The organism is Streptacidiphilus sp. PAMC 29251, from assembly GCF_054208735.2.
Window position 1 is genome coordinate 7,572,125 of the sequence record NZ_CM135725.2, and the last position, 25,024, is coordinate 7,597,148.

The following is a 25,024-nucleotide window of genomic DNA, read 5'->3' on the forward strand; positions in this document are numbered from 1 at the left end:
CAGGGAGAACGCCACATGCCGGACCGCGCCGCCCCGCCCCTCGCCGACCGGCTGAACGGCCTTCTCTTCTTCCCGGTGACCCCCTTCGCGCCGGACGGCTCGCTGGACCTGGACGCCCTTCGCACCCATGTCGCCACCGGTGTGGACGGCGGCGCGGGCGCGGTCTTCGCCGCCTGCGGCACTGGCGAATACCACGCCCTCGACCTGGACGAGTACGAGGCCGTGGTCGCCGCCGCGGTCGAGACCGCGGCCGGACGCGTCCCCGTCGTCGCCGGGGTCGGCCACGGCACGGCCCTCGCCAAGCACTTCGCCGTCCGCGCCCGCCGGGCCGGCGCGGACGGGCTGCTGGTGCTGCCGCCCTACCTGGTCAACGCGGACCAGGACGGCCTGCTGCGGCACTTCGCCGAGATCGCCGCCTCCACCGACCTCGACATGATCATCTACCAGCGCGACAACGCCGTGCTCACCCCGGAGTCGGTGGTCAGGCTGTCGGCGCTGAAGCAGGTGATCGGGATCAAGGACGGCTGCGGCGACCTCGACCTGATGCAGCGGATCATCAGCGCGATGCGCACCGAGGTCCCCGAGCGGCGGTTCCTCTACTTCAACGGCCTGCCGACGGCGGAACTCACCGGCCTCGCCTACCGGGGGATCGGCGTCACGCTCTACTCCTCCGCCGTCTACTGCTTCGCGCCGGACATCGCGCTGGCCTTCCACCGCGCGCTGCTGGGCGGGGACGACGCGGTGGTCAACGCGCTGCTCGACGGCTTCTACCGGCCGCTGGTGGAACTGCGCAACCTGGGCCGCGGGTATGCGGTGTCGCTGGTCAAGGCCGGGGTGCGGCTGGAGGGGCTGGACGTGGGTGGGGTCCGCCCCCCGCTGTCGGAGCCTGCCGCGCAGCACGTCAAGGACCTGGCCGAACTGATCGAACGCGGGCGGGCGGTGCTCGCCGGGAAGCCTGCGGGCAAGCCTGCCGGGGAACTCGTGGGGAAGCTCGCCGGGAAGCTCACTGCGGAGGGAGAGCGGTGATCTCGATTCGAAGCAGTGCTTTCCTCTACCCCTGGGACGTCCTCGGCGACCCGGACGCCTCGGCGCGGCTCGCCGACCTCGGCATCGACGGCGTCACCCTGGCCTCGGCCTACCACAGCACCCGCGCGCTGACGCCCCGTCACCCCCGCACCAGGATCGTCACTGCACCGTACGCCGCGGTCTACTATCCGCCGTCCGCCGCGCACTGGGCGGGCGCTGCGCTGCGCCCGCACCAGCAGCAGTGGCTCGACAGCCCCGACCCCTGGGGCGAAGCCGCCGAGCAGCTGCGGGCAGCCGGGCTCGAGGTCGCCACCTGGGTGGTGCTCGCGCACAACTCCCGCCTGGGCGGCGAGAACCCGGACAGCACGGTGCGGAACGCCTACGGCGACCGCTACCCCTGGGCGCTGTGCATCGCCCGCCCCGAGGTGGTCGCCTACTGCGCCGCGCTCGCCGCCGAGGCGGGGGTGCGGCCGGGCGCGGTGGGCACCGAGCTGGAGTCCTGCGGCTGGTACGGAATGGCCCATCTGCACGCCCACGACAAGATCGGCGGCGTGCCGCTGGACGGCGCGGCGCAGTACCTGATGTCGCTCTGCTTCTGCGACGTCTGCACGGCCGCTTATGCGGCGGCGGGTGTGGTCGACTTGGACGTCGCGGTACGGGCGGCGCTGGAACCGGTGTGGGCGGGGAAGGCTGAGCGGTTCGCGGAGGAATGGGCCGGGGTGGAGAAGCTGCTCGGCGTGGAGCTCGCCGGGTTCACGCTCCGCTATCGGCGGGAGCAGGCCCGGGTCGTGCAGGCGGGCTCTGTCGCGGCGGTACGGGCTGCGGCGGGAGCGGCTGGTGCGGGGGGCACCGGAGGCGCGGACTTCCGGATCCTGCTGCACGCGGACCCGGCCTCGCACCGGGTCGGCGCCAACGTCGGCGTCGAGGCGGAGTGGTTGCTGGGTGCGGCTTCTGTGGGCGGCGGGGACGGGGATGGCGGAGCTGCGGGCGGTGGGGGCGCGGACGGTTTGGTGCTGCCGTGCACTGGCTCGACCGCGACCCTGGACGCGGCCCCGCGGCTGCCGGGGCGGACCCTGGCGGCGAATCTGACGGTCGTCACCGGCATGGGCGGCGACCCCGCTGCCGCGGTCCCCGCCGGGGCGGACGAACTGCGGCTCTACCACGCGGGGTTGGCCTCGGACGCGGACCTGGCGGTGCTGCGGGGGCGGTTGCGGGGGACGCGGTAGAGAGCGGGAGGCAGGCGGGAGGCGGGAGCGGGGACGCCGTCGCGGGGGCGGGGCTGACGCGGTGGCGGGGTGCGGGTCTCTGTGGGCGGGCGCGGGGGGCGTCTGCGGCTGAGCCCCCGTCCCGGCGCCGTGCTCCCAGTGCGTGTTTGTGGACCGGGGCTTCGCCCCCGGTGCTCGCTGCCGCTCGCGGGCAACAGGCGAGCGGGGGCGGGCCCGGGGCCCGTCGCTGGCCTGCGGGGCAACGGCGGTCCGCCTGGCGGCCCCCCTCCGTCCGCGTTGTTGGCGCCTTGCGGCGAAGCCGCGAGACGGTGCAGGGGCGCCGCGCGGACAAGGCCGACCCCACGCAACGCGCGCCCCCGGCACCGCCCGTCGCCCGGCAACGGCGCCCCGCCCAGGCACCCCCTCCGCGTAGTTGGCCGCTTTGCGTCGGAGACGCGAGACGGCGCCGCCACCGCCCCGCCGACAAGGCCGACCCCACCCAAGGCGCGCCCCGCCCCCGCCCGGCGGTCCCCCCGGCTACAGGTGCCGGGTTGCCAGCGTCAGTCGGTCTCGGGCGTCGAAGAGGGCGTCGCGGATCATCTGTTCGCGGCCCGGGGTGAGGCGGGCGACGGGGACGGAGCAGCTGACGGCGTCGCGGGCCGGGGTGCGGTAGGGGATGGCGATGCCGAAGCAGCGCAGGCCCACCGTGTTCTCCTCGGCGTCGATGGAGTAGCCGCGTTCGCGGATCGCGTGCAGGTCCTCGATCAGCGCCTCGACGTCCGTGTGGCTCTGCTCGGTGAGCGGTTCCAGCTTGGCCGGGAGGAGCTTGCGCACCTCCTCGTCGCTGTAGGTGGCGAGCAGCGCCTTCCCCAGCGAGGTGGAGTGGGCCGGCAGCCGGCGGCCGACCCGGGTGAAGGGCCGCAGGTAGTGCTGGGACTGGCGGGTGGCCAGGTAGATGACGTCGGCGCCGTCGAGCCGGGCGAGGTGGATGGTCTCGGTGGTGTCGTCGGCGAGCCGGTCCAGGGTGGCCTTGGCGGCGGCGACGACCTCGTCGCCGTCGATGTAGGAGGTGCCGACCAGCAGCGCGCGGACGCCGATGCCGTACCGGGTGCCGGTGGACTCGGTCTCGACCCAGCCCAGCTCGACCAGGGTGCGCAGCAGCATGTAGAGGCTGCTCTTGGGGTAGCCCACGGCTTCCTGCACCTCGGCGAGGCTGTGCATGCCCGGCCGCCCCGCGAAGTACTCCAGCAGTTCGACGGTGCGGACAGCAGACTTGACCTGGGCGCCGCCGGCGTCCGCCGAGGCGCTGCGCTGGGGGGAGGGCTGGGGCATCGGGGTTGACCCCTTTTCTAGACGGGACGTATTGTCGAGATTGTTCAGCATACTGGACAGCGTTCAGCATATGGAATGCTTCTGTATGGAGCCCGCCGGTCATGGAGGCCACCCCAGATGAACACCACCCCAGTGTGGAGCGTCGACGCCCGTACCGGTGCCCGGACGGCGCAGGTGACGGTCGAAGCGAGCACGGAAGGTGTCGATGACGCGGTACGGGCGGCCCACGCCGCCCACCCCGCGCTGGCGGACCGTACCCTGCGGGCGGCCTTCCTCCGCGCCGCCGCGGACCGGCTCGAGGCACACGGCGAGGAGCTGATCGCCACCGCCGACGCGGAGACCGCGCTCGGCACCGGACGGCTGACCGGCGAGCTGGCCCGGACCACCTATCAGCTGCGGGCGTTCGCCGCGGTCGTCGACGAGGGCGCGTTCCTCGACGTGGTGATCGACCACGCGGACCCCGCCGCCGCGCCCGCGCCGCGTCCTGACCTGCGGCGCTGGAAGGTGCCGGTGGGCGTGGTCGCGGTGTTCGCGGCGAGCAACTTCCCCTTCGCCTTCAGCGTTCCCGGCGGCGACACGGCGAGTGCGCTGGCCGCGGGCTGCGCGGTCGTGGTCAAGGCGCACCCCGATCACCCCGCCACCAGCGAGCTCGCGGCCAAGGCGCTGCGGGAGGGCGCGGAGGCGGTCGGTCTTCCGGCCGACGTGGTCCGGCTGGTGCACGGGCGGCAGGCCGGGGTCGACCTGGTGCAGCACCCGCTGGTCAGCGCGGCCGGGTTCACCGGCTCCATCGCCGGCGGCCGGGCCCTGTACGACCTAGCCACCGCGCGGCCGACCCCGATCCCGTTCCACGGCGAGCTTGGCAGCCTCAACCCGGTCGTGGTGACCGAGGCGGCGGCGGACGCACGGGCCGAGGAGATCGGCGCGGGGCTGGCCGGGTCCTTCACGCTGGGCATGGGGCAGTTCTGCACCAAGCCCGGGCTGGTCCTGGTGCCGGCCGGCGAGGCCGGTGACCGACTGGAGAAGTCGCTCACTGCAGGGGCCGGGGACGCGGCCTCCGGGCGCTGCTGGACGCGCGGATGCGGGACGGCTTCCTGGCCGGCTTCGCCGCGCGGGCCGGGCTGCCCGGGGTCACCGCGCCGGTCCAGGCGGGGGAGGCCGGGTATGCGGTGCGGCCCGGGTACGTGACGGTTCCGGCCGCGCTGCTGGCCGGCGACGCGGGTGGGGCCGGCGACGCGCACGATGCCTATGAGCTGCTGCTCGAGGAGTGCTTCGGGCCGGTCACCGTCGTCGTCCGCTACAGCGACGCGGCGGAGGTGGCAGCGGTCCTCGGCAGGCTTCCCGGCAACCTCACCGCCACCCTGCACGCGGAGCCGGGGGAGCCCGGCGCGGCCGACCTGCTGGCCCGGCTCACCCCGCTGGCCGGACGGATCCTCTTCGGCGGCTGGCCGACCGGGGTCGCGGTCGCCCCCGCCATGCAGCACGGCGGCCCGTACCCGGCCACCACCGGCACCAGCACCTCGGTGGGCGGTACGGCGATCGAGCGCTGGCTGCGCCCGGTGGCGTACCAGAGCGTCCCGCAGGCCCTGCTGCCGGTGGAACTGCGCGACGGCGCCCCGGACACGGACGGACCCGGCGTCGTCGTCCCCCGCCGGGTGGACGGCGTACTGCAGCGCTGACGCCGTTGCCTGGGCTCCGTCCGCCCCCCGCCACCCCGCCTCAGGGCCTGCGGTGGGTGACGGGCGGGCCCGGGCAGTGGCAGCATGATCCCCATGCCTGCACTGACTCGCGCTGAAGCCGTCGAACGCCGCCGTCTGCTGGATGTCCGCAGCAGCACCGTCGATCTTGACCTCACCCGGGGGGACGAGGTCTTCGGATCGGTGACGGTGATCAAGTTCGCCTGCAGCAGCCCCGGCGTGAACAGCTTCGTCGACGTCAAGCCGCGCGCCCTGCTCCGGGCCGTGCTGAACGGGCAGCAGCTGGACCCGTCCGGGCTCGAGGACGGGCGGCTGCCGCTGGAGGGCCTCGCCGCCGAGAACGAGCTGCTGGTCGAGGCCGAGATGGCCTACTCGCACACCGGCGAGGGGATGCATCGCTTTGTCGACCCCGAGGACGGCGAGGCCTATGTCTACTCGCAGGCGTTCCTCGACGACGGCCCGCGCATCTTCGCGAGCTTCGACCAGCCCGATCTGAAGGCCGCCTTCGAGGTCAGCGTGACCGCCCCGGCCGAGTGGACCGTGGTCGGCAACAGCCTGCCGGTCCAGCAGGGGGACGGCCGGTGGGTGTTCGCGCCGACGCCGCCGATCAGCAACTCCCTGATCGCGGTCGTCGCCGGCCCGCTGCACAGCGTCCGCTCCGAGCACGACGGGATCCCCCTCGGCCTGCACTGCCGCCGCTCGCTCGGCAGCTACCTGGACGCCGACGCGGAGGAGATCCTCGACACCACCCGGCGCAGCTTCGACCACTACCACCGGATCTTCGACCAGCGGTTCCCGTTCGACTCCTACGACCAGTGCTTCGTCCCGGAGTTCAACGCCGGGGCGATGGAGAACCCCGGCTGCGTGACCTTCCGCGAGGAGTTCGTGTTCCGCTCGGCGGTCACCAGCACCGAGCGCGAGGAGCGGGCGATCGTCATCGCCCACGAGATGGCCCACATGTGGTTCGGCGACCTGGTCACCATGCGCTGGTGGGAGGACCTGTGGCTGAACGAGTCCTTCGCCGAGTACATGGCCTACCAGGTCGTCTCCGAGTCCACCCGCTGGACCGGCGCCTGGACCGGCTACACCGCCGGACGCAAGACCTGGGGCTGCGAGGCCGACCAGCGCCCGTCCACCCACCCGGTCGCCCCCGAGGTGGTGGACGACACCGCCGAGGCGCTGCAGAACTTCGACGGCATCAGCTACGTCAAGGGCGCGTCCGCGCTGCGCCAGCTGGTCGCCTGGCTCGGCGAGGAGTCCTTCTACAAGGGCGTCAACGCCCACTTCCAGCGGCACGCCTACGGCAACGCGACCCTCGCCGACCTGCTGGAGGCGCTGGGCGCGGCCAGCGGCCGGGATGTGCACAGCTGGTCCGACCGCTGGCTGCGCACCAGCGGGATGGACACCCTGCGGATCGAGGACGGACGGATCCTGCAGACCTCCGCCGACGGCCAGCTGCGTCCGCACCTGATCACCGCCGCCGCGTACGAGCGCTCGCCGCAGGGGCAGCTGGTGCTGCGCGGGCGGCGCTCCTACGACCTCCCGGCCGAGCCCGAGCACGAGTTCGAGCAGCCCGGCGCGGGCGACCCCGACCTGCTGCTGCTCAATGACACCGACCTGGGGTTCGTCAAGATCCGCTTCGATCCGCGCTCCTGGCAGACCGTCCGCGAGTCGCTGGGCGCGATCCCGGAGGAGCCGGCGAGAGCAGTGCTCTGGAGTGCGGCCAGGGATCTCGTCCGGGACGGCGAGCTGAGCCCGGTCGAGTACCTGCAGCTGGTCGCCCTGCACCTGCCGGGGGAGGAGTCGGTGCACCTGGTGCAGTCGGTGCTGGGCTTCGCCCGGGAGAGCGTGGCGGACCGGTTCCTGACGCCCGATCAGCGACCGGCCGCCCTGGCCCTGCTGGCCGGGGTCTGCCGCGACCTGCTGCGGCGCACCGAGGGCGGCGCGGACGAGACCGGGCTGCGGCTGGTCGCGGTCCGCACCCTGATCAGCGTCTCGTCCACCCCGGCCGAGCTGGCGGTGCTGGAGTCCTGGCGCGAGGAGGGCGGCGTCCCCGGCGGTCCGCTGCTCGACCCGGACCTGAGCTGGGCGCTGCTGCTGCGGCTCTGCGTCCTCGGCGCGGCCGGGGAGGACGAGATCGCCGCCGAGCTGGCCGGCGACCCCAGCGCCACCGGGCAGGAGGGCGCGGCCCGCTGCCGGGCCGCGCTGCCGGACCCGGCGGCCAAGGAGGCGGCCTGGGCGGTGCTGTTCGAGAGCGACCTCTCCAACTACCTGGTCCAGGCCACCGTGCAGGGCTTCTGGCAGCCGGAGCAGGCCGAGCTGCTGGGCGACCGCCCGCAGCGCTACTTCGCCGCGGTGGTCGCGGCGGCGGAACGGCGCGGGCCCGCGCTCGGCCGGGTGCTCGGCCGCTACGGCTTCCCGGCCTTCGCCGCCACCCCGGCGACGGTGACCGCTGCCGAGGACTGCCTGGCCAGGACGGACCTCACCGCGGCGCTGCGCCGCGCGCTCGCGGACCAGCTCGACGACCTGCGCCGCGCCGTCGCCGCGCGGCAGGCGGCGGAAGCCGCACCTGCGGCCGTGAGCGGGGGCGGCGCGGAGTGAGCGCGAGCACCGATGTGCTGCATCTGCGGGGGCGGATCCTGGTCGGGCCGGAGGAGGTGCGGGACGAGCTGTGGGTGGTCGGCGGCCGGATCAGCTACGACCGGCCCACCGGCGCTGCGGCCGCGCCCCCGGCCGAGGTCCGCACCGTCCGCGGCTGGGTGCTGCCGGGACTGGTGGACGCGCACTGCCACGTCGGCCTGGGCGCCGAGGGCGCGGTGGACCGCGACACCAGCGAGAAGCAGGCGCTGACCGACCGCGACACGGGCACCTTGCTGCTGCGGGACGCCGGCTCCCCGTCCGACACCCGGTGGGTGGACGACCGCGAGGACCTGCCCCGGATCATCCGGGCCGGACGCCATATCGCCCGCACCCGCCGCTACATCCGCAACTTCGCCCATGAGATCGAGCCCGGCGACCTCGCCGCGTACGTCCGGCAGGAGGCGCGGCGCGGGGACGGCTGGGTGAAGCTGGTCGGCGACTGGATCGACCGGGAGACCGGCGACCTGGCCCCCTGCTGGCCGCGCTGGGCGCTGGACGAGGCCATGGGCGCGGCGCACGCGGAGGGGGCCAGGGTCACCGCGCACGTCTTCGGCGAGGAGTCGCTGGCCGACCTGGCGGCGGCCGGGATCGACTGCGTGGAGCACGCCACCGGGCTCACCGAGGAGACCGTCCCGCTGTTCGCCGAGCGCGGCATCGCGGTGGTGCCGACCCTGGTCAACATCGCGACCTTCCCCTCGATCGCGGCCGGCGGGGAGGCCAAGTACCCCCGCTACGCCGAGCACATGAGGGACCTTCACGCCCGCCGCTACGCCACCGTCGGGGCGGCGTACGAGGCAGGCGTCCCGGTCTTTGTCGGCACCGACGCGGGCGGGTCGCTGCCGCACGGCCTGGTCGCGGCGGAGGTCGCCGAACTGGTCCGGGCCGGGCTGCCGCCGCTGGCCGCGCTGTCGGCCGCGAGCTGGGGGGCGCGGGAGTGGCTGGGCCGTCCCGGGCTGGACGAGGGAGCCCCGGCCGACCTGGTCGTCTACCCGGAGGATCCGCGCGCCGACGTCCGGGTGCTGGCCGACCCGCACTGCATCGTGCTGCGCGGAGTGGTGCGGGGGTAGGGGGACGGTGGCCCGGCTGCTCCGGTGCTGAGGCGATCCACTACTGTTCGGCCCGTCAGTCGGCCGCCAGGGCCGACCGGCTCACGGGGCCGATCGGGTGGGAGTTGCAGGATGCGGACAGGTGCCAGGATTGCGCAGACCGGGCTGGTGTTGATCGTGGTCGCCGGCTTCGTCGGAGGCGACCTGCTCGGCGGGGCAGTGGGCGGGGCGATCTGTGGGTTCCTCGCCGCCGTGCTGATCCAGCAGGTGGCGGCCTTCCTGCCGCTCTCGCTGCACCCGGCGGCCACGGACGGCGCCGAGCTGACCCAGGCGGTTCGGCGCACCTGGGCCGACCGGCTGTTGGGCCGACTGCACCTGGGCGGACCGGGGACGGCCGCCACGGATCTGGCGCGGCTGGACGCCGGCACCCGGCTGGCCCTGCTGTCCTATGGCAACCGTGACGGCAGCCAGGTGATGGGCCGTCTGCTGCTGCAGCGGCTCCCCGACGGCGCGGTCGCTGCGGCTTGGCAGAACCGGAAGAGCACGTCGATCGAGCCGATCGCCCCGCCGCTGGCCTTTGCCGTACACGAGGGCAGGGTGCAGCAGAACAAGGTGCAGGCCCGCGTCGGCATGACCAGCTCGGTGGAGCTGGGCGGCAGCTCCTACTGGGTCCGACCGATGGACGCCGAGCTGCTGCAGCTGGCCTTCGCCTCCGAGCCGACCGCATCCGCCGCGCCCGCCGTGCCCGCCGCGCCCGCAGTGCCCGCCCCGTCAGTGACCGCGTAGCGACCGCAGCCACACCGCCGGGTTCCACGGCGTGCCGCGCCCCCTGACCAGGGGGTAGCAGGCCAGGCCGAGGAGCGCGGCGGTGAAGTGGCCGACGTCGGTGAAGGTGCGGCCGTGGACCAGGGCGGAGCCGTACCAGAGCAGCAGGACGGCCAGGTAGAACCAGCGCCAGGGCGCCGCCAGCCGGTAGACCAGCACCGCCTGGATCCCGGCCAGTGCGTAACTCACGCCCACGTCAAGGGTGTTGACGGCGGAGGCCGGGGCGTTGCCGTGCCGGATGGCCCAGTACAGCACGCCCTCGCTGATGTAGGTGGCGCCCACGTGCGCGAAGGCGAGGACGCCGAGCCAGCGCCAGGTGCCGAGCCAGCGCTCGGCCGGCACATGGAAGAGGTTGTAGAGCAGGAAGTAGGCGGGCCAGCCGCCGCCGTCCAGCCAGAAGGCGCTGCCGATGAGCACCCGGATCGGCCTGGTCCCCAGTTCGTGCAGGTTGGTGGAGCGCTGGCGCAGGAACTCGTCGCGGAACTCCGGGCTGATCCGGTTGAGCAGGTGGGTGGTGACGGCCAGCGCCAGCAGCCACAGGAATGTCCCCGGCGCGCTCCGGACGTACCTCCACACGGCGGCCGCGGCACCGGCGACGACCTGTCGGGGTCGGCGGCCGGGTTTGGGTGCCGAGGAAGCGTCCATAGGATGATTCTGTCCCGGTTCAGGCGGAATGTCGCGGATGTGAGTGGGTCAGGACCGCGCGTGGATCGCCGGGGCTGTGAGCCGTTAGAGTGACGGACCATGGCTGCGCGTCCCTTGAACGAGATCGTTGAACCCGGCTGGGCGAAGGCCCTGGAGCCGGTCGCCGGGCAGGTCGCCGCGATGGGGGACTTCCTCCGGGCCGAGATCGGGGCCGGGCGGACCTACCTGCCGCCGGGGCCGCAGGTGCTGCGGGCGTTCCAGCAGCCGTTCGACGAGGTGCGGGTGCTGATCATGGGGCAGGACCCCTACCCCACGCCCGGGCACGCGGTGGGGCTGAGCTTCTCGGTCGCGCCCGAGGTGCGCCCGCTGCCGGGCAGCCTGGTCAACATCTTCCAGGAGTACCAGCAGGACCTCGGCCTGCCCGCGCCGACCAGCGGGGATCTGACGCCGTGGACCCAGCAGGGGGTGCTGCTGCTGAACCGGGCGCTGACCACCGCGCCGCGCCAGCCGGCCGCCCATCGCGGCAAGGGCTGGGAAGCGGTCACCGAGCAGGCGATCCGGGCCCTGGTGGCGCGGGGCCCGGCCCTGGTGGCGATCCTCTGGGGACGGGACGCCCGCAATCTACGTCCACTGCTGGGCCCCGCGCCCTGCCTGGAGGCGGCGCATCCCAGCCCGATGTCGGCGGACCGGGGCTTCTTCGGCTCCCGGCCGTTCAGCCGGGCCAATGAGCTGCTTCAGCAGCAGGGCGCGCAGCCGATTGACTGGCGCCTCTCCTGAGCTGGGCGTTGCTTAAGTGAACCCTGAGGTTCCGTCACTCTTTCGGGTGAACTGACTCTCTGTGCATCCAAAGTGACGCATGGTTCGCAAAGATGGGCTGCATCCGAGATCGCGTCCGGGCACTCCGTTACAGGGGGTGAGCGCCTGGCCGTTTCTTTCTACGCGCTACGCGTTCCTTCTTCGCGTTCAGCCTTTCGTGGGGGTTCCACCATGCTCGTTTTCCGCCGATCCGCCGCTGCCCTGGGGGCCCTGGCCGCCGTATCCCTGGTGGCCGCGACCGGTCAGCCCGCCGCCGCCGCTTCGGACGGACATCCGGCCGGTAGCGCCTCCGCCGTGACCGCGCGGATCAGTCTGGACGTCGCCCTGCTGAACAGCCTGGACGTCCCGGTCGACGTCAGCCTCAACTCCGTGCACGCGCCGCAGAGCGCCGACGGCAGTGTGCTCACCGCGACCGTGCAGGGGGCGGCCGGGGGGCCGCAGACCCTGGTCGACGCCAAGGTGGGCCACAGTTCGGCCGTCGTCGACAAGGACGGCGCGCGGGCCTCGGCCGACCTGGTCACGGCGGACGTCAAGGTCCCCGGGCTGCTGCTGCGGGACGTGGTGACGGTGGACGAGGTCAAGGCCAAGGCCGACTGCCCGGCGCACGGCAGGCCCACCGCCGAGGTCAACGTGCTGGGCGACGTCAGCGTGCTGGGCACCAAGGTCTCGTTGACCGCGGTCGGCCCGACCCATGTGGAGGCGCCCGGTATCGGCGTGGTCGATGTGCAGTTCTCCAAGAAGTCGGTGACCTCCAGGACGGCGGCGGCCACCGCCCTTGAGGTGAATGTCACGGTGAACCCCGGCAAGCTGAACGTGGTGAAGGTCAGCGGCAAGGTCGAACTGGCCTCGGTGCGCTGCGCGTTGGGCAAGGAGACCGGGGGCGGTGCGCCCGGCACACCCCCGGTCTCGGTCACGACCACCCCTGCCGCGCCGTCCAGCCCGGCCGGCCCGAGCAGCGCCCCGGCCGTGCCGGTGTCGGTGACGACCAGTCAGCCCGCCTCCGCCACAACGGCTCCGGCCCCGGCCCCGGCCAGGGTGGACCTGGCCGAGACCGGGGGCGGCAGCTCCACTCCGGTGATCACCGGGGCGGCGCTGGTGCTGCTCGGCGCCGGCACCGGAGCGGTCGTGCTCACCCGTCGGCGCCGCCGTTCGCACTGACCCCGCCAAAAAACCGATCAGCGGGACAGCCGGACCGTGCGGGAGGTGCCGGGGAGGCCCTGGGTGAGGTCCACGGTGATCACCGCGCTGCCCCCGCTCAGGCTCACCTTGACGCCGGGGTCGTCGCTGAATCCGCGGCGGTAGTGCGACCTGCTGCCCACGGTGACGGTCAGTGCGGTCTGGGTGCAGGTCGGGTCGCTGACGGCCAGGGTCAGCCGGTCGCCCTGCTCGGTGACCAGCACCGAGGCCGGGCCGCTCACGGCCAGGTCGGAGATCTGCAGCCCGGCCGCCGACCGACCGCCGGCGCCCACGGAGGGGAGGGCGCCGGCGGTGAAGAAGTTGGCGGCGGTGAGTCGGGCGTCGGCCGAGTGGATCGCCTGCAGGGCCGCGGTGTTGGCCAGGACGGTGACGTCCGGGTGCGCCGCCCGGTGGGCGGTGTCCCGGGCGTTGGCCCCCGGCAGCAGCAGATAGACGTAGCTGCCGCCGCTGGGGTCCACGCCGTGGTCCAGCCACAGCGTGGCGTAGGTCCTGGTGTAGGGGACGGTGGTGCCGCCGGTGCTGGCGCCGTTGTCGACGTCGGCCCAGGCGCCCGTGCGCTGCTCGCGCAGTGCGTGCAGGGTGGCCGCCCCGGCGGCGCCGGTCGGCAGGATGTAGCCGCCGACGCCCTCCAGGTGCGCCCAGCCCTTGGCCGCGAAGCTGCCGCTCCAGCCGGGGGTGGACGGCTGGGTCCGGCCGTTGACGGTGAGCCGGTTGCTGCCCGCGGCGTGCAGGTTGCGGTTCTCGAGGGTGGTCTCGATGGTGTGGCCGCTGCTGCCGGTGATCCCGGCGCCCAGCGCCACCACGGTGTCGTCCAGGCAGAACCAGGACTTCCGGGCCCGCAGCGGCGAGCCGAAGGGGACCAGGTCCAGGCCGACCGCGCCCCAGGTGCCTTCGAGCACCGCGCCGCCGGACCAGGTGGTCGGCGGCAGCGTCGCATTGCCTGCGGTGATCGCGGCGGGGACGGTGTCGGCGGTGACCCCGGGCAGCCGGGTGCTGTCCACGGTGGGCCAGTAGACGTCGGTGTAGTGCCCGTTGTCGCGGTTGTAGAGGTAGGTCGCGCCGTCGCCGGTGTGCCAGCCGCGCAGGTTCTCGCCGTTCAGCGACTCGAACCGGGCGACCCGGCTGCTGGACAGGGCGACCGTCCAGCCCCAGCCCTTGCGGCGGTGCACGGCGCGCTCGATCGAGGGCTGTCGGACGTGGTCCGGGCCCTGGGTGGAGGCATGGACCTTCTTGTCGTCCAGCACGGACTTCACCAGCACCATCCGGGCCGGGGTCGCGCTGGCCTTGATCCCGGCGAAGGTCTCCCGCTGGACCCAGCCCTTGACCAGGGCCTTCCAGCGCTTCTGCTGGGCCCGGGAGCCGACCGGGATCAGCCGCAGGATCGCCTCGGTGATGGCGTGGCCGGCGTCGTGGTCGGTCTCCAGCTGGCGGCCCAGGAAGCGTCCCCTGACCACGTCCATGACCAGGCCGTCGTACATGAACGGCGCGTAGGTGAGGTCCACCGCGTCCAGGATGACCTCGAAGTTGGGGTCGCTGACCGGCCAGCTGGAGCCGTTCAGCAGCAGCGAGAGCTGGCTGAGGTCGTTCAGCAAAACGTAGGAGTAGTGCCCGTTGTAGGCGATGTTGTTGTGCTGGATGTAACCGCCGTCCTGGTAGTAGCCGTCCGAGGTGGTGACGTAGGGGAAGATGTCGGACAGCTTGTCCCGGCCCAGCGCGATCAGGTCGCCGTCCTTGGCCAGGATGCCGCGCAGGATGGTGATCTGGCACATGTCGGAGCGGTTGGCCCCGGTGGTGAGCACGGTGCCGGTCTGCTGGTGCGTCGGGTCCGGGACGAAGTGCCCCACGGTGGCCAGGTAGGAGGCGAGGTCGGCGGGCGCGACCTGGCTGCCGAGCACGGCGCAGGCGTTGACCAGGGCCTGCGGGGCGCCGATCTCCCAGTGGTACCAGTTGCCGACCTCGGGCGAGGCCGGATTGTAGTACTTAGCGCCGATGAGCTGGAGGCCGGCCAGGATCTGCGCCAGCAGCGACGCGCTCTGGTAGTAGACCGAGCCGGGGGTGGCCCAGGCGATGGAGCTGTCCCTGAGCCGGTAGTAGGTACCGCTGCCGTTCTCGACATGGGTGAACGGCAGGTCGGTGTAGACGGCCGGCGGGTTGGCCGAGGTGTCGTAGAGCGCGATCGCGGCCGCGGCGATGGCGTCGATGGTGGCGATCGCCGCGGTGTAGTCCGAGTCGGTCGGATCGACGGCGCTGCCGCCGGTGAGGATGTCGGACCAGACTCCGCGCAGCTGGTCGAAGGCGTCGGGGGTGGCCGCCGCGTTGGTGGTTGTCGGCGTGGTGGCGGCGGTGGCGGTGCCTGCGGCGTCGGCGGGGCCGGCTCCGCCGATCCCGATCAGTGCGGCTCCGGTCACGGCTGCGCCCGCACCGAGGAAGTGGCGTCGGCGCAGGGGGGCGGCGAGGGGCGTGCTGTCGTCCATGGCTTTGCGTCCTCGTTGACGTCGGGTCAGGGTCTAGACATGACACGTCTAGACCACCACCCGAGTCAAGGGGGTGGACAAAGTTCAAGTATGTGAATCACGGGAAGTGAGGGAGGGTCAGAGCAGTAAGGCGGTCAGCGCCTCGCAGAAGGCGTCCAGGGTGGCCCGGCCGCGCACCGCGATCCGGAGCCAGTCAGGTCCCAGACCTGGGAAGGTGTCCCCGCGGCGGACCGCGAAGCCGGTGCCGCGCAGCCGCTCCCTGATCCCGGTCGCGTCCGGCATCCGGATGAGCACGAACGATGCGGCGGGCTGACCGTAGGTCAGGATGCTGGGCAGCTCGGCCAGTCGCGACAGCAGATAGGCGCGGTCCTCGGCGGTCGCCCGCGCGGCCGCCTCCGCCTCCGCCAGCGCCGCCGGGGAACTGCAGGCCTCGGCCGCGACCAGGGCCGGCGTGGACACCGGCCACAGCGGCTGCGCGGTCGAGAGCGCGGCGACCAGCGGCGGCGGCGCCAGCACATAGCCGATCCGCAGCCCGGCCAGCCCCCAGGTCTTGGTCAGGCTGCGCAGCACCACCAGCCCCGGCAGGTCGCTGCGCCCGGCCAGGCTCTCCGCCTCCCCGGGGACGGTGTCGGCGAAGGCCTCGTCCACCACCAGCACCCGGCCCGGACGGGCCAGCGCGGCCAGGTCGGCGGCCGGGTGCAGCACCGAGGTCGGGTTGGTCGGGTTGCCGACCACCACCAGGTCCGCGTCCTCCGGGACGGCGGCCGGGTCGAGCCGGAAGCCGTCCTCGGGGCGCAGGATCAGCCGCTCCACGGTGTGCCCGGCGTCGAGCAGCGCCGCCTCCGGCTCGGTGAACTGCGGGTGCACCACCACCGCGCGGCGCGGCCGCAGGGTCCGCGCCAGCAGCACGAAGGCCTCGGCCGCACCCGCGGTGAGCAGCACCTCCTCGACCGGGCGGCGGTGCCGCCGGGCGACGGCCGCGCGGGCGGCGCGTCCGTCCGGGTAGGCGGCGAGGTTGGTGAGGGCGGTCGCCAGCAGCGAGCGCAGCCACGGTGGGGGCGTGCCCGCCCGTACGTTCACGGCCAGGTCGGTCAGACCGCCGCCGACCTCGGTGTCGCCGTGATGGCGCAGGTCGTGCCGGGCGTGCAGGTCGTGTGAACCACGCAGGTCACGCGGGCCGTGCAGGTCGTGCCGGCCGTCAGTGGACATGCGAGTGCGGGCCGTGACTGTGAGCTGGATCGTCAGGGTGGTGATGGGGGCGCTGTTCCGCGCCGACGCGGTCCTCGAATCCAGGCATGGCGACACGATAGACGCAGGTGTCGCAGTTCATCCGCACATCTCCGGCGAGAGCCTCCCGGTAGCGGGTCAGCACCAGCTCGGCGAGCTCGTCGGTGGCGCCCATCACGGCGGCCTGGCGCAGGTCCAGATCCTGGTGCCCGGCGGCCCAGTCGGCGGCCTGCCGCTCGACCCGCTCCGGCAGGATCCCGGTGAACAGGAAGTAGGGCAGCACCACGATCCGCTTCGCGCCCAGCAGCCGGCAGCGCTCCAGCCCGGACGGGACGTCGGGCGCGGCCAGCGAGACGAACGCGGTCTCCACGCCGGCCAGCCCGCGGCCCTCCCAGAGCAGCCGGGCGACCTTGACCACCTCGGCGTTGGCGTCCGGGTCGGTGGAGCCCCGGCCGACCAGCAGCACCGTGGTCTCCGCCCGCAGCTCGCGCGGCAGCACCTCGTCGAGACGGCGCTCCAGCACGGTCAGCAGCGAGGGGTGCGGGCCGAGCGGGCGCCCGTAGGCGAAGGAGGTGCCGGCGTGCCGCTCGCGCTCGCGGACCAGCGCGGCCGGGATGTCGCCCTTGGCGTGCCCGGCCGAGACCAGCACCAGCGGGACGGCGGCGAACCGGCGGGAGCCCGCCGCGACCAGTCCGGCCACGGCGTCGGCCAGCGGCGGCGGCGACAGCTCGATGAAGCCGCCGCCGACCGGGGTGTCCGGCAACCGGTCCTGCAGGCCGGCGACAAAGGAGCGGAAGGCCTCCGCACCGGCCTCGTCGCGGGTGCCGTGGCCGACGATGAGCAGGGCTGGGGGCTTCACAGGTGGGGCTCCTCGTACAGGTCGGGGTAGAGCAGGGCGTTGACGGCGGCGGCGGCGACTGCCGAACCGCCCTTCTCGGAGACATTGCTGACGGCGGGCAGCCCCGAGGCGCGCAGCGCGGCCTTGGACTCGGCCGCGCCGACGAATCCCACCGGCAGGCCGATCACCAGCGCCGGACGGGCGTCCAGCAGCAGCAGTTCCTCCAGTGCGGTCGGGGCGCAGCCGATCACCCAGACCGCCCCGGGGCCGACCTCGGCCAGCGCCATCCGCACGGCGGCGGCGGAGCGGGTGAGCCCGGTGGCCGGATCGCCCTTGGCCTCGCGGACCCGGCACAGCGCCCGCCGTGCGGTGATCCCGGCGGCGACCATCTCCACGTCCGCGACCAGCGGCGCTCCGGCTGCCAGCGCCTCGGCGGCGGTGCGCAGCACGGCCTCGTCGGCGATCACCAGATCGTCGAGGTAGGAGAGGTCGGCGCTGGAGTGGATCACCCGCTCGGCCACCGCCCGGGTCAGCGGCGGCAGGTGAGCGGTGTCCAGCCGGGAGCGCAGCCGGCGGTAGGACTCGCGCTCGATCGGGTGCACCTGACGGGCGCTCATGCCTGCCACCGGTAACCGCGCGGGGTGACCATGCGTCCGGCGACTTCGCGGCTGGCGGTGTTGCCGACCACCACCACGGTCGTCATGTCGACCGTGGTGACGTCCAGTTCGGCCAGCGAGGTGACGGTGTGCCACTCGTCCGGACGGGAGATCGCGTGCGCGACGCCGACCGGGGTGGACGGCTCGCGGTGCTCGGCCAGCAGGCTGAGCGCCTTGGGCAGCTGCCAGTCGCGGCCCCGGCTGCGCGGGTTGTAGAAGGTGACCACCAGATCGGCCTCGGCGGCGGCCCGGACCCGGCGCTCGATCACCTCCCAGGGGGTGTGCAGGTCGGACAGGCTGATCGACACATGGTCGTGGCCCAGCGGCGCGCCCAGCAGCGAGGAGGCCGCCAGTGCGGCGGTGACGCCGGGGACGCCGACCACGTCGATGTCGGGGCCCGCCTCGGCCAGCGCCGGGGAGGCCATCGCGTAGACGCCGGCGTCGCCACTGCCGATCAGCGCCACCGCGTGCCCCTGCTCGGCGAGTTGGACCGCGCTACGGGCCCTGGCCTCCTCCGCGCCGAGGCCGGTCTCCTCGATCCTGGTGCCAGGCCGCAGCAGATCGCGGATCTGGTCAACGTACTGGTCCAGGCCGACGATGATCGAGGCCCGGCGCAGTTCCTCGCTGGCCCGCGGGGTGAGCAGATCGCGCGCCCCCGGGCCCAGGCCGACCACGGCCAGCCGCCCGCGCGGCGCCCTGCGGACGATCGCCACGGTGGCCATCGCGGCCCGGCCCTCCGGCGCCGACTTGCGCTTGGGGACCAGGAGTTCGCCGCCGCCCGCCAGCGCCGCCGCCTCGGCCACGCTCGCGGTGCCGACGGCGGCCATGGGCGCTGGGGAGGGGTTGGGCACGGTGATCGCGGCCAACTGCTCGGCCGGGTAGGCGACCAGCTCGACACCCAGCGCGAGGGCGGCTGCCAGCAGCCCGGGCTCCTCGGCCTTGGCATCCACCGTGGCCAGGTAGTTGACGGAGTGTCGGCTGAGCCCGGCGTCGGCCAGCGCTGCCTCGATCAGGCCGATGACTTCCTCGGCCGACGCACCCCGGCTCGCACCGACGCCGACCACCAGGTTGCGCGGACGCAGGGTCACCGTGGGGGAGGCCTGCTCGCCCTGGACGCGGTCGCTGATGACGACCGCGGGTGCGTCCGCCGGTGCGTCCGCGCTGAGGTTCCGCGGCAGCGCGGGCAGCGGGTAGGTCGCGTCCGCGACCAGTCGGACCGGCTCGCCGTCCAGCAGGGCCCGGCTGACGGCGGCGACCTCGCCCTCCGTGTGCCAGCCCAGGGTGTCCAGGCCCGGCACGCCGGTGGCGTCCGTCGCGGTGGTCACCACCGGGACGGCCCCCAGCGCCGCGCCGACCGCCGCGGCCAGCGCGTTGGCGCCGCCGCCGTGGCCGCCGAGCAGCCCGACCGCGAAGCGGCGTCCCTCGTCCACGCAGACCACGCCGGGGTCGTTGCGCTTGTCCGCCAGCAGCGGGGCCACCAGGCGCACGGTCGCACCCGTGGCGAGGAAGCAGACCAACTGCCCGCACTCCTCCCAGGCGCGATCGATCGAGGCCGCGACCGACCCCTCCTCGTAGAGGACGCAGCCCCCGAGGGCTTCGGCGAGGTCGACGGCGGCCCGGCGGCCGGCGGCGGTGGCGGCGATCAGGCCGATCACGTGAGTGCTCCTGACGTTGGGTCAACTCCGGTGCCCAGATTGATTCTGGTGCCCCAGAGCACAAAAACGGGGTTGATGGCGGCCAGTCGGGAGATCTCGCCCGGCAGCGGGGCCAGCCGGGACACCTGGAGCTGCACGCCCTCGGCGCTGAAGCCGGCCGCGAGCAGCGCCGCCCGCACGCCGGGCACCCGGTCCAGGGCGACCAGGGTCACCACCACCGTCCGCCGGGCCCGCTCGGCGCAGGCGGTGACGATGGCGGGCAGATCGGCTCCGCCGCCGACGAAGACGGCGTCAGGGTCCGGCAGACCGTCCAGCGCCTGCGGGGCGCTGCCGTGGACCACGGCCACGTCCACCCCGTGCGCGGCGGCGTTGGCGCGGACCCGGTCGGCGCCGTCCTCGGCCCGCTCCACGGCGACCACGGCGGCGCCCAGCCGGGCGCACTCCACGGCCACCGAGCCGCTGCCGGCGCCGATGTCCCAGACCAGTTCGCCCGGTCGGGGCCCGAGCCTGGCCAGGGCCAGGGCGCGGATCTCGGCCTTGGTGACCAGCGAGTCGCGGTGGTCGAAGGCGTCCTCGGGCAGGCCCCAGCCGCTCTCGGCGGGCCGGGCGGGTCCGGCCAGCGACCGCATCGGGCCGAGGGCTGCGCCCGGGCCCAGGCAGAGCACCACCTGCACTCCCGGCCAGTCCCGGGCGGCGGCCTGAGCCGGGGTCACCTGCTGCACCGACTCACCGGCGCCGCCCAGGTCGGTGGCGACCACCAGTCGCCGCTCCACCCCCGGCATCGCCAGCAGCGCCGCGCCGATCTCGGCCGGACCCGCGCCGGGCGCGGTCAGCACGGCGACCTTGCGCTGCGCCCGGCAGACATTGAACGCGGTCCGCGGGTCGCGGCCGTGGGCGCTGACGACCACGGCGTCGTCCCAGGGCAGCCCGAGCCTGGCGAAGGCCTCGGCGATGCTGCTCACCCCCGGCCGCACGTCCAGGGCGTCGGGGCCGAAGCGCTCGGCGAGGGCCCGGACGATGCCGAAGAACCCGGGGTCGCCGGAGGCCAGCACCAGCACCCGGCCGGTCGCCGCGGCCACCCGGTCCAGCGCGGGGGCCAGCGGTCCCAGCACCACCGCGCGCTCGTCCTTCACCCCCGCGGTATCCAGATGCCGCTGCGCGCCCAGCACCAGCGCGGCCCCGTCGACCAGCGCGCGATGGTCCGGAGCCAGTGCCGCACCCAGCACAATGATCCGTGCGCCGGACGTCACTGCGCCGGACGTCACTGCGGCGTGCCGCGCAGGGCGCGCCGCGCGGCCGGGTCCGCGCGGCGGAAGCCGTGGAAGTGGCCGGGGTGGTAGAGGTGCGAGCGGGTGCCGGTCGCGGCGAGCGCCGGGCCGACCAGGAACAGGGTGTGCTTCCACAGCCGGTGCTCCTTGACGGTGGCCTCCAGCGTCTCCAGCGTCCCTTCCAGCACCAGCTCGTCCGGCCAGGTGGCCTGGTAGGCGATGATCACCGGGGTTTCCGGCGGATAGCCGCCCGCCGTCAGCTCCTCGACCAACTGCTTGCTCCTGGCGGCGGAGAGGAAGATCGCCATGGTGGTGCCGTGCCGGGCGAAGTCCCGCACCTCCTCGCCGGGCGGCATCGGCGTCTTGCCGCCGCCGAGCCGGGTCAGGATGACGCTCTGGGCCACCTCGGGAATGGTCAGCTCCCGCTGCGCGATGGCGGCGACGGCGGCGAACGAGGAGACCCCGGGGACGATCTCGGTGTCCAGGCCCAGCTCCCGGCAGCGGTCCAACTGCTCCTGCACCGCGCCCCAGAGCGAGGGGTCGCCGGAGTGGATCCTGGCGACCTTCCGGCCCTCCGCGGCGGCCCGGACGTAGACCGCGAGCACGTCCTCCATCGGGATCAGCGAGGAGTCCAGGATCTCGGCGTCCGCGCGGGCGTGCTCCAGCACCTCGGCCTGGACCAGGCTGGCGGCCCAGATCACCGTGTCGGCCTCGGCGATCGCCCGGGCCGCACGGAACGTCAGCAGGTCGGCGGCGCCGGGCCCGGCGCCCACGAAGGTCACTTTGCCGACAGGTCGATCGCTCACAGCTTGCCTCCACGGCGGGTACGGGTCGCGGGTGCGATCAGGGTCGAGAGGTAGGGGAGCGGGCCGTCCAGCGGATGCCCGGCCGGGCGGATCCGCTCGTCCGGCAGGCCCAGCGCGGAGCCCCAGACCGCGCTGCCGTCCCGGCCGGTCTCCCGCAGCGCCTCGGTGACCTGCGCCGCCAGCCGTCCGAACTTGTAGGCGACGACCGTGCCGGGCCCGGCCAGGGCGTCCCGCAGCACGTCGGAGCCCGCGGTGACCGGGACCAGGGTGAGCGGCTCGGTGCCCTCGGCCAGCACGGTGCCGCTGCGCGCGGCCAGGTCCTGCATGGCGGTGATGCCGGGGACGGTCTCCACCACCAGCCCCGGCAGCAGCGGGACCAGGGTCTGCGCGAGGTAGGTGAAGGTGGAGTAGACATTGGGGTCGCCGATGGTCGCGAAGGCGACGCTGCCGTGCTCCCGCAGCAGCTCGGCGACGCGGGCGCCGGCGGCGTCCCAGGCGGCCTCGCGCCTGGCCGTGTCCTGGCGCTCGTTGAGGGCGAAGACGATCCGCTCGACCTTGGCGCCGGGCTCGGTGTGCTGCAGCACGGTGGCCTCGGCCCGCCCGGTCTCCCCGGTGTCCAGCACCGGGACGACGATCACCGCGGCCTCGCGCAGGATCCGCACCGCCTTGACGGTGACCAGCTCGGGGTCACCCGGGCCCATGCCCACCCCGACCAGACGCAACGCGTCCATGGGCGGCGTCATCGGACGGCGCGCAGGCAGAAGGGCACAACGGCGCGGCAGCGCATGGGGGCAGTCCTCACTCGGGGTCCGCGCCCCGTGTCGTGGTGACGGCGGCCAGAGTTCCTGGCTCGCGGACGACCGCGCCCGATGCGGTGGGCGCGCCGCCCGGTGACAGTGGCGGGACCGCGCCGGATTCGCACCGGACTTCCTCATCATTGCCGCCGTATCAGGCCTCGAAATCCCACCATGCCCGCTGGTGGCCAGTCAACCGGGAGCGGGCCCGGCGGCCTGTGGGATGACCCACGTCACTCCGGTCCCCGCGGAACTGTTCTTGCTGATCACCGGCGCGGAGCGGGACAGTCCCGATACGATCGGAACGGTGAGTACCGGCGATGCGTGTGAGGTGGGCATGACCTTAGGCGTCCAGGGCAGGCGGGCCGGCGATCTCCCGGCCGAGGTCACCAGCTTTGTCGGACGCGGGGTCGAACTGGCATCCGTGGAAAGGCTGCTGGTACAGGCGCGGATGGTCACCCTGACCGGCCCCGGCGGCGTCGGCAAGACCCGGATAGCGCTGCGCACCGCGGCCCGGCTGCGCGAGCGGCACCAGGACCGTTACCACGACGGGGTGTTCCTGGTCGAGCTCTCCGGCCTCAAGGACGCCGAGCTGCTGCCCCGGGCGGTGTGTGTGGCGCTCGGCCTCATCGACCAGACGGTCCGGCCGCCGCTGGACTTCCTCACCGACTACCTGGCCGACCGCTCGATCCTGCTGCTGCTGGACACCTGCGAGCACCTGGTCGACGCCTGCGCCATGCTCGCCGACCTGCTGCTCCGGGACGCGCCCGGAGTGAGCATCCTCAGCACCAGCCGTCAGCCGCTGGACGTCCCGGGCGAGCACACCCTGGTGATCCCACCGCTGCCGGTCGAGCCGGAGGAGGCCGACGGCGGGGGAGCGGTGGCCCTGTTCGCCCAGCGCGCGGCGGCCGTCCTGCCCGGATTCCGGCTCACCGGGGACAACCGCGACGATGTGCTGGCGCTCTGCCGCCGACTGGACGGGATCCCGCTGGCGATCGAGCTGGCGACGGTGCGGCTGCGGGCGATCCCGCTGGAGCAGCTGGCGGCGCGGCTGGAGGACCGCTTCCGGCTGCTGACCGGCGGTCGGCGCGCGCTGCTGCCCCGGCACCAGACGCTAAGGACCACCATCGGCTGGAGCCATGAGCTGTGCACGCCCGAGGAGCGGCTGCTCTGGGCCCGGCTCTCGGTCTTCGCCGGGAGCTTCGACCTCGCCGCGGTGGAGCAGGTCTGCGCGGGCGGGGAGCTGCGCTCCGAGGCGGTGGTGGAGCACCTGATCGGACTTGTCGACAAGTCGGTGGTGCTACGAGTCGACGAATCGTCCGGCGGCACCCGTTACCGCCTGCTGGACACCATCCGCGAGTACGGCGGCGAGTGGCTGGCGAAGGCCGGCGAGGAGTGCGCGGTCCGGGCCCGGCACCTGGACCACTACCGCAGGGCGGTCCGGGACTTCCGGGCGGACTTTCTGACTGATGATCAACTGCCCTTTTTCCGTGGGCTGCTGATGGAGATCGAGAACCTCCGTGCGGCCGTGGACTTCTGCATCGCCAACAGCGCCGAGGCCCCCGACAGCGCCCTGGCCCTCACCACCGAGCTGTGGGAGTTCTGGGTCTGCTCCGGGCTGCTCGCCGAGGGCCGGCTCTGGCTGGACCGCGCCCTCGCCGTCCAGCCCGAGCCCACGGCGGCCCGCTCGCTGGCGCTCAGCTGGGGTGCCAATCTCTCCCTCTTCCGGGGCGACCACGACACCGCCCTGGCCGGCCTCAACGAGGCACTGGCGATCGCCGAGGCGCTGGACGACAACCGGCTGCGCACCCACGCCCACCACTTCCTGGCGCAGTCGGCCGGCTGGCGCGGCGACCATGACGCGGTCCAGTACCACTCCCAGCAGATCGCCGCCCACATCGAGTTCGGCACGGATCCCACCGCCGAGGCGCTGATGATGATGCACCTCGGCCTCAGCCGGCTGCTCGCCGGGAAGTGGAGCGCGGCCACCGCCGCCTACGACCAGCAGTTGGCCGCCCTGGCCGACGCCCCGGCCGAGTGCTGGATGCGGGGCTATCTGCTGGTGGGGCGGGCCCTTAGTCTCTACAACGAGGGCGAGAGCACCGACTGCGCCGTGAGCGCGAGGGAAGCCCTGGCCGCCAAGGCCGAGTTGGGGGAGCCCACCGGCATCGCCTACGCCCTGGAGGTGCTCGGCTGGCTCGCGGTGCGGTCCGGGCGGCACGGCAGGGGCGCCTGGCTGCTGGGTGCGGCCCAGACCTGCTGGAAGCGCTCGGGCCTGCCGCTCAGCGGCGTCCGGGAGATGCGCGGGGTGCACCAGGTGGTCGAGCAGAGCGCGCGGGACGCCGTGGGCGACGAGGAGTTCGAGGCAGGGGTCCGGCTGGGCGCCGGAGTCGACCTGGAGCTGGTGATCGAGTCGGCCCTCACCGACGCCGACCTGCTGCTGCCCGCGCCCCGTCAGGAACAGCCCCCGACCGGTGCGGACATGCTCACCCGCCGCGAGCGGGAGGTCGCCCACCTGGTCGCGAAGGGGCTGTCGAACCGCGAGGTCGCCGAGCTGCTGGTGATCTCCAAGCGTACCGCCGACGCCCATGTCGAGCACATCCTGGCCAAGCTCGGCGCCTCCTCGCGCGCCGAGATCACCGCGGTGGTCGCCCGCTCCCAGCGCAACGCCTGAGTCGTCATTTCGACAGCACAGCGGGCACGTTGTAGGTACGTACCTTCGCAGAACTAGGTATACCCGAATCGTTCCGTTACCGATGCCGGGCCCCCTGTCGCAGGGCGAGTCTGAGATCACGCCAGGCCGCACCGACGCCGTACAGCAGGGAGTCCGCAAGGGTTTCTGGTCACGGTAACGGGGGGCGGCCCAAGCGTCCGCCGCGG

18 protein-coding genes, 1 pseudogene and 1 riboswitch are annotated in these 25,024 nt (G+C 73.8%); of the genes and pseudogenes, 9 read left to right on the forward strand and 10 right to left on the reverse strand.

All coding sequences use genetic code 11. The annotated features are described in order from the left end of the window. Positions 1–15 precede the first annotated feature (15 nt). Positions 16–1,026 (forward strand): 5-dehydro-4-deoxyglucarate dehydratase, encoded by a 1,011-nt coding sequence (locus ACXKR8_RS35865; protein ID WP_458268715.1) that lies wholly within the window; start codon positions 16–18, stop codon positions 1,024–1,026. 5 nt (positions 1,027–1,031) lie between these two features. Further along, positions 1,032–2,252 carry a hypothetical protein gene (locus ACXKR8_RS35870; RefSeq protein WP_458275177.1) on the forward strand — a complete coding sequence of 407 codons (1,221 nt, stop codon included), beginning with the start codon at positions 1,032–1,034 and terminating at the stop codon, positions 2,250–2,252. 516 nt (positions 2,253–2,768) lie between these two features. On the opposite strand, the gene ACXKR8_RS35875 is transcribed toward ACXKR8_RS35870, so the two are convergent. Beyond that, a complete protein-coding gene (locus tag ACXKR8_RS35875) occupies positions 2,769–3,563 on the reverse strand; it encodes an IclR family transcriptional regulator (RefSeq protein ID WP_458268716.1) in 795 nt (264 codons plus the stop codon). Positions 3,564–3,680: 117 nt separating this feature from the next. Here ACXKR8_RS35875 and ACXKR8_RS35880 point away from each other — a divergent pair. From ACXKR8_RS35880 to ACXKR8_RS35895, 4 genes and pseudogenes are all read left to right on the forward strand, one after another. Beyond that, a pseudogene (locus ACXKR8_RS35880) lies at positions 3,681–5,239 on the forward strand (aldehyde dehydrogenase (NADP(+))). A 93-nt stretch (positions 5,240–5,332) separates the two neighbouring features. Then, a complete protein-coding gene (gene pepN, locus ACXKR8_RS35885; RefSeq protein WP_458268718.1) occupies positions 5,333–7,858 on the forward strand; it encodes an aminopeptidase N in 2,526 nt (841 codons plus the stop codon). Further along, entirely contained in the window at positions 7,855–8,964 is a 1,110-nt protein-coding gene (locus ACXKR8_RS35890; RefSeq protein WP_458268719.1) for an amidohydrolase family protein, read from the forward strand. The genes pepN and ACXKR8_RS35890 overlap by 4 nt, the downstream gene beginning before the upstream one ends. Positions 8,965–9,075: 111 nt before the next feature. Continuing rightward, the gene (locus ACXKR8_RS35895; RefSeq protein ID WP_458268720.1) at positions 9,076–9,729 is read left to right on the forward strand and encodes a hypothetical protein; all 654 of its coding nucleotides are present in this window, start codon (positions 9,076–9,078) and stop codon (positions 9,727–9,729) included. Here the strand turns inward: ACXKR8_RS35895 and ACXKR8_RS35900 are convergent. Beyond that, positions 9,715–10,413: a rhomboid-like protein gene (locus tag ACXKR8_RS35900; protein ID WP_458268721.1), complete on the reverse strand. Its 699-nt coding sequence runs from the start codon at positions 10,411–10,413 to the stop codon at positions 9,715–9,717. The genes ACXKR8_RS35895 and ACXKR8_RS35900 overlap by 15 nt on opposite strands. A 99-nt stretch (positions 10,414–10,512) precedes the next feature. Here ACXKR8_RS35900 and ACXKR8_RS35905 point away from each other — a divergent pair, with 99 nt between their 5' ends. Together ACXKR8_RS35905 and ACXKR8_RS35910 are read left to right on the forward strand one after the other, a co-directional pair. Next, positions 10,513–11,190, forward strand: coding sequence for a uracil-DNA glycosylase (locus tag ACXKR8_RS35905; RefSeq protein ID WP_458268722.1), 678 nt, complete (start codon positions 10,513–10,515; stop codon positions 11,188–11,190). A gap of 210 nt (positions 11,191–11,400) precedes the next feature. Then, positions 11,401–12,387, forward strand: a complete 987-nt coding sequence (locus ACXKR8_RS35910) for an SCO1860 family LAETG-anchored protein (RefSeq protein ID WP_458268723.1) — start codon at positions 11,401–11,403, stop codon at positions 12,385–12,387. Positions 12,388–12,404: 17 nt separating this feature from the next. On the opposite strand, the gene ACXKR8_RS35915 is transcribed toward ACXKR8_RS35910, so the two are convergent. The 8 genes from ACXKR8_RS35915 to cobI all read right to left on the reverse strand — a co-directional run bounded on the left by ACXKR8_RS35915 (position 12,405) and on the right by cobI (position 22,081). Further along, entirely contained in the window at positions 12,405–14,900 is a 2,496-nt protein-coding gene (locus ACXKR8_RS35915; protein ID WP_458268724.1) for a polysaccharide lyase 8 family protein, read from the reverse strand. 117 nt (positions 14,901–15,017) lie between these two features. Then, a complete protein-coding gene (cobC, locus tag ACXKR8_RS35920) occupies positions 15,018–16,109 on the reverse strand; it encodes an Rv2231c family pyridoxal phosphate-dependent protein CobC (RefSeq protein WP_458268725.1) in 1,092 nt (363 codons plus the stop codon). After that, positions 16,099–16,986 carry a sirohydrochlorin chelatase gene (locus ACXKR8_RS35925; RefSeq protein ID WP_458268726.1) on the reverse strand — a complete coding sequence of 296 codons (888 nt, stop codon included), beginning with the start codon at positions 16,984–16,986 and terminating at the stop codon, positions 16,099–16,101. Before ACXKR8_RS35925 ends, cobC begins: the two co-directional genes overlap by 11 nt. Continuing rightward, entirely contained in the window at positions 16,983–17,582 is a 600-nt protein-coding gene (locus ACXKR8_RS35930; protein ID WP_458268727.1) for a precorrin-8X methylmutase, read from the reverse strand. The genes ACXKR8_RS35925 and ACXKR8_RS35930 overlap by 4 nt, the downstream gene beginning before the upstream one ends. Beyond that, positions 17,579–19,276 carry a precorrin-3B C(17)-methyltransferase gene (cobJ, locus tag ACXKR8_RS35935; protein WP_458268728.1) on the reverse strand — a complete coding sequence of 566 codons (1,698 nt, stop codon included), beginning with the start codon at positions 19,274–19,276 and terminating at the stop codon, positions 17,579–17,581. Before cobJ ends, ACXKR8_RS35930 begins: the two co-directional genes overlap by 4 nt. Then, complete coding sequence (gene cbiE, locus ACXKR8_RS35940; RefSeq protein ID WP_462099962.1) at positions 19,273–20,526, reverse strand: precorrin-6y C5,15-methyltransferase (decarboxylating) subunit CbiE; 1,254 nt, start codon at positions 20,524–20,526, stop codon at positions 19,273–19,275. Before cbiE ends, cobJ begins: the two co-directional genes overlap by 4 nt. Before the next feature lie 11 nt (positions 20,527–20,537). Further along, positions 20,538–21,350 (reverse strand): precorrin-4 C(11)-methyltransferase, encoded by an 813-nt coding sequence (cobM, locus tag ACXKR8_RS35945; protein ID WP_458268730.1) that lies wholly within the window; start codon positions 21,348–21,350, stop codon positions 20,538–20,540. Next, the gene (gene cobI / locus ACXKR8_RS35950) at positions 21,347–22,081 is read right to left on the reverse strand and encodes a precorrin-2 C(20)-methyltransferase (RefSeq protein WP_458268731.1); all 735 of its coding nucleotides are present in this window, start codon (positions 22,079–22,081) and stop codon (positions 21,347–21,349) included. Before cobI ends, cobM begins: the two co-directional genes overlap by 4 nt. Before the next feature lie 86 nt (positions 22,082–22,167). Next, positions 22,168–22,310: riboswitch (cobalamin riboswitch) on the reverse strand. A 171-nt stretch (positions 22,311–22,481) separates the two neighbouring features. Here cobI and ACXKR8_RS35955 point away from each other — a divergent pair. Beyond that, positions 22,482–24,818, forward strand: a complete 2,337-nt coding sequence (locus ACXKR8_RS35955; RefSeq protein ID WP_458268732.1) for an ATP-binding protein — start codon at positions 22,482–22,484, stop codon at positions 24,816–24,818. Positions 24,819–25,024 lie beyond the last annotated feature (206 nt).

Coding starts and splice junctions, on each gene's coding strand:
- ACXKR8_RS35865 (WP_458268715.1), top strand. CDS start 16: ATGCCGGACCGCGCCGCCCCGCCCCTCGCCGACCGGCTGAACGGCCTT.
- ACXKR8_RS35875 (WP_458268716.1), bottom strand. CDS start 3,563: ATGCCCCAGCCCTCCCCCCAGCGCAGCGCCTCGGCGGACGCCGGCGGC.
- pepN (WP_458268718.1), top strand. CDS start 5,333: ATGCCTGCACTGACTCGCGCTGAAGCCGTCGAACGCCGCCGTCTGCTG.
- ACXKR8_RS35895 (WP_458268720.1), top strand. CDS start 9,076: ATGCGGACAGGTGCCAGGATTGCGCAGACCGGGCTGGTGTTGATCGTG.
- ACXKR8_RS35900 (WP_458268721.1), bottom strand. CDS start 10,413: ATGGACGCTTCCTCGGCACCCAAACCCGGCCGCCGACCCCGACAGGTC.
- ACXKR8_RS35905 (WP_458268722.1), top strand. CDS start 10,513: ATGGCTGCGCGTCCCTTGAACGAGATCGTTGAACCCGGCTGGGCGAAG.
- ACXKR8_RS35910 (WP_458268723.1), top strand. CDS start 11,401: ATGCTCGTTTTCCGCCGATCCGCCGCTGCCCTGGGGGCCCTGGCCGCC.
- ACXKR8_RS35915 (WP_458268724.1), bottom strand. CDS start 14,900: ATGGACGACAGCACGCCCCTCGCCGCCCCCCTGCGCCGACGCCACTTC.
- cobC (WP_458268725.1), bottom strand. CDS start 16,109: ATGTCCACTGACGGCCGGCACGACCTGCACGGCCCGCGTGACCTGCGT.
- ACXKR8_RS35930 (WP_458268727.1), bottom strand. CDS start 17,582: ATGAGCGCCCGTCAGGTGCACCCGATCGAGCGCGAGTCCTACCGCCGG.
- cobI (WP_458268731.1), bottom strand. CDS start 22,081: ATGGACGCGTTGCGTCTGGTCGGGGTGGGCATGGGCCCGGGTGACCCC.
- ACXKR8_RS35955 (WP_458268732.1), top strand. CDS start 22,482: ATGACCTTAGGCGTCCAGGGCAGGCGGGCCGGCGATCTCCCGGCCGAG.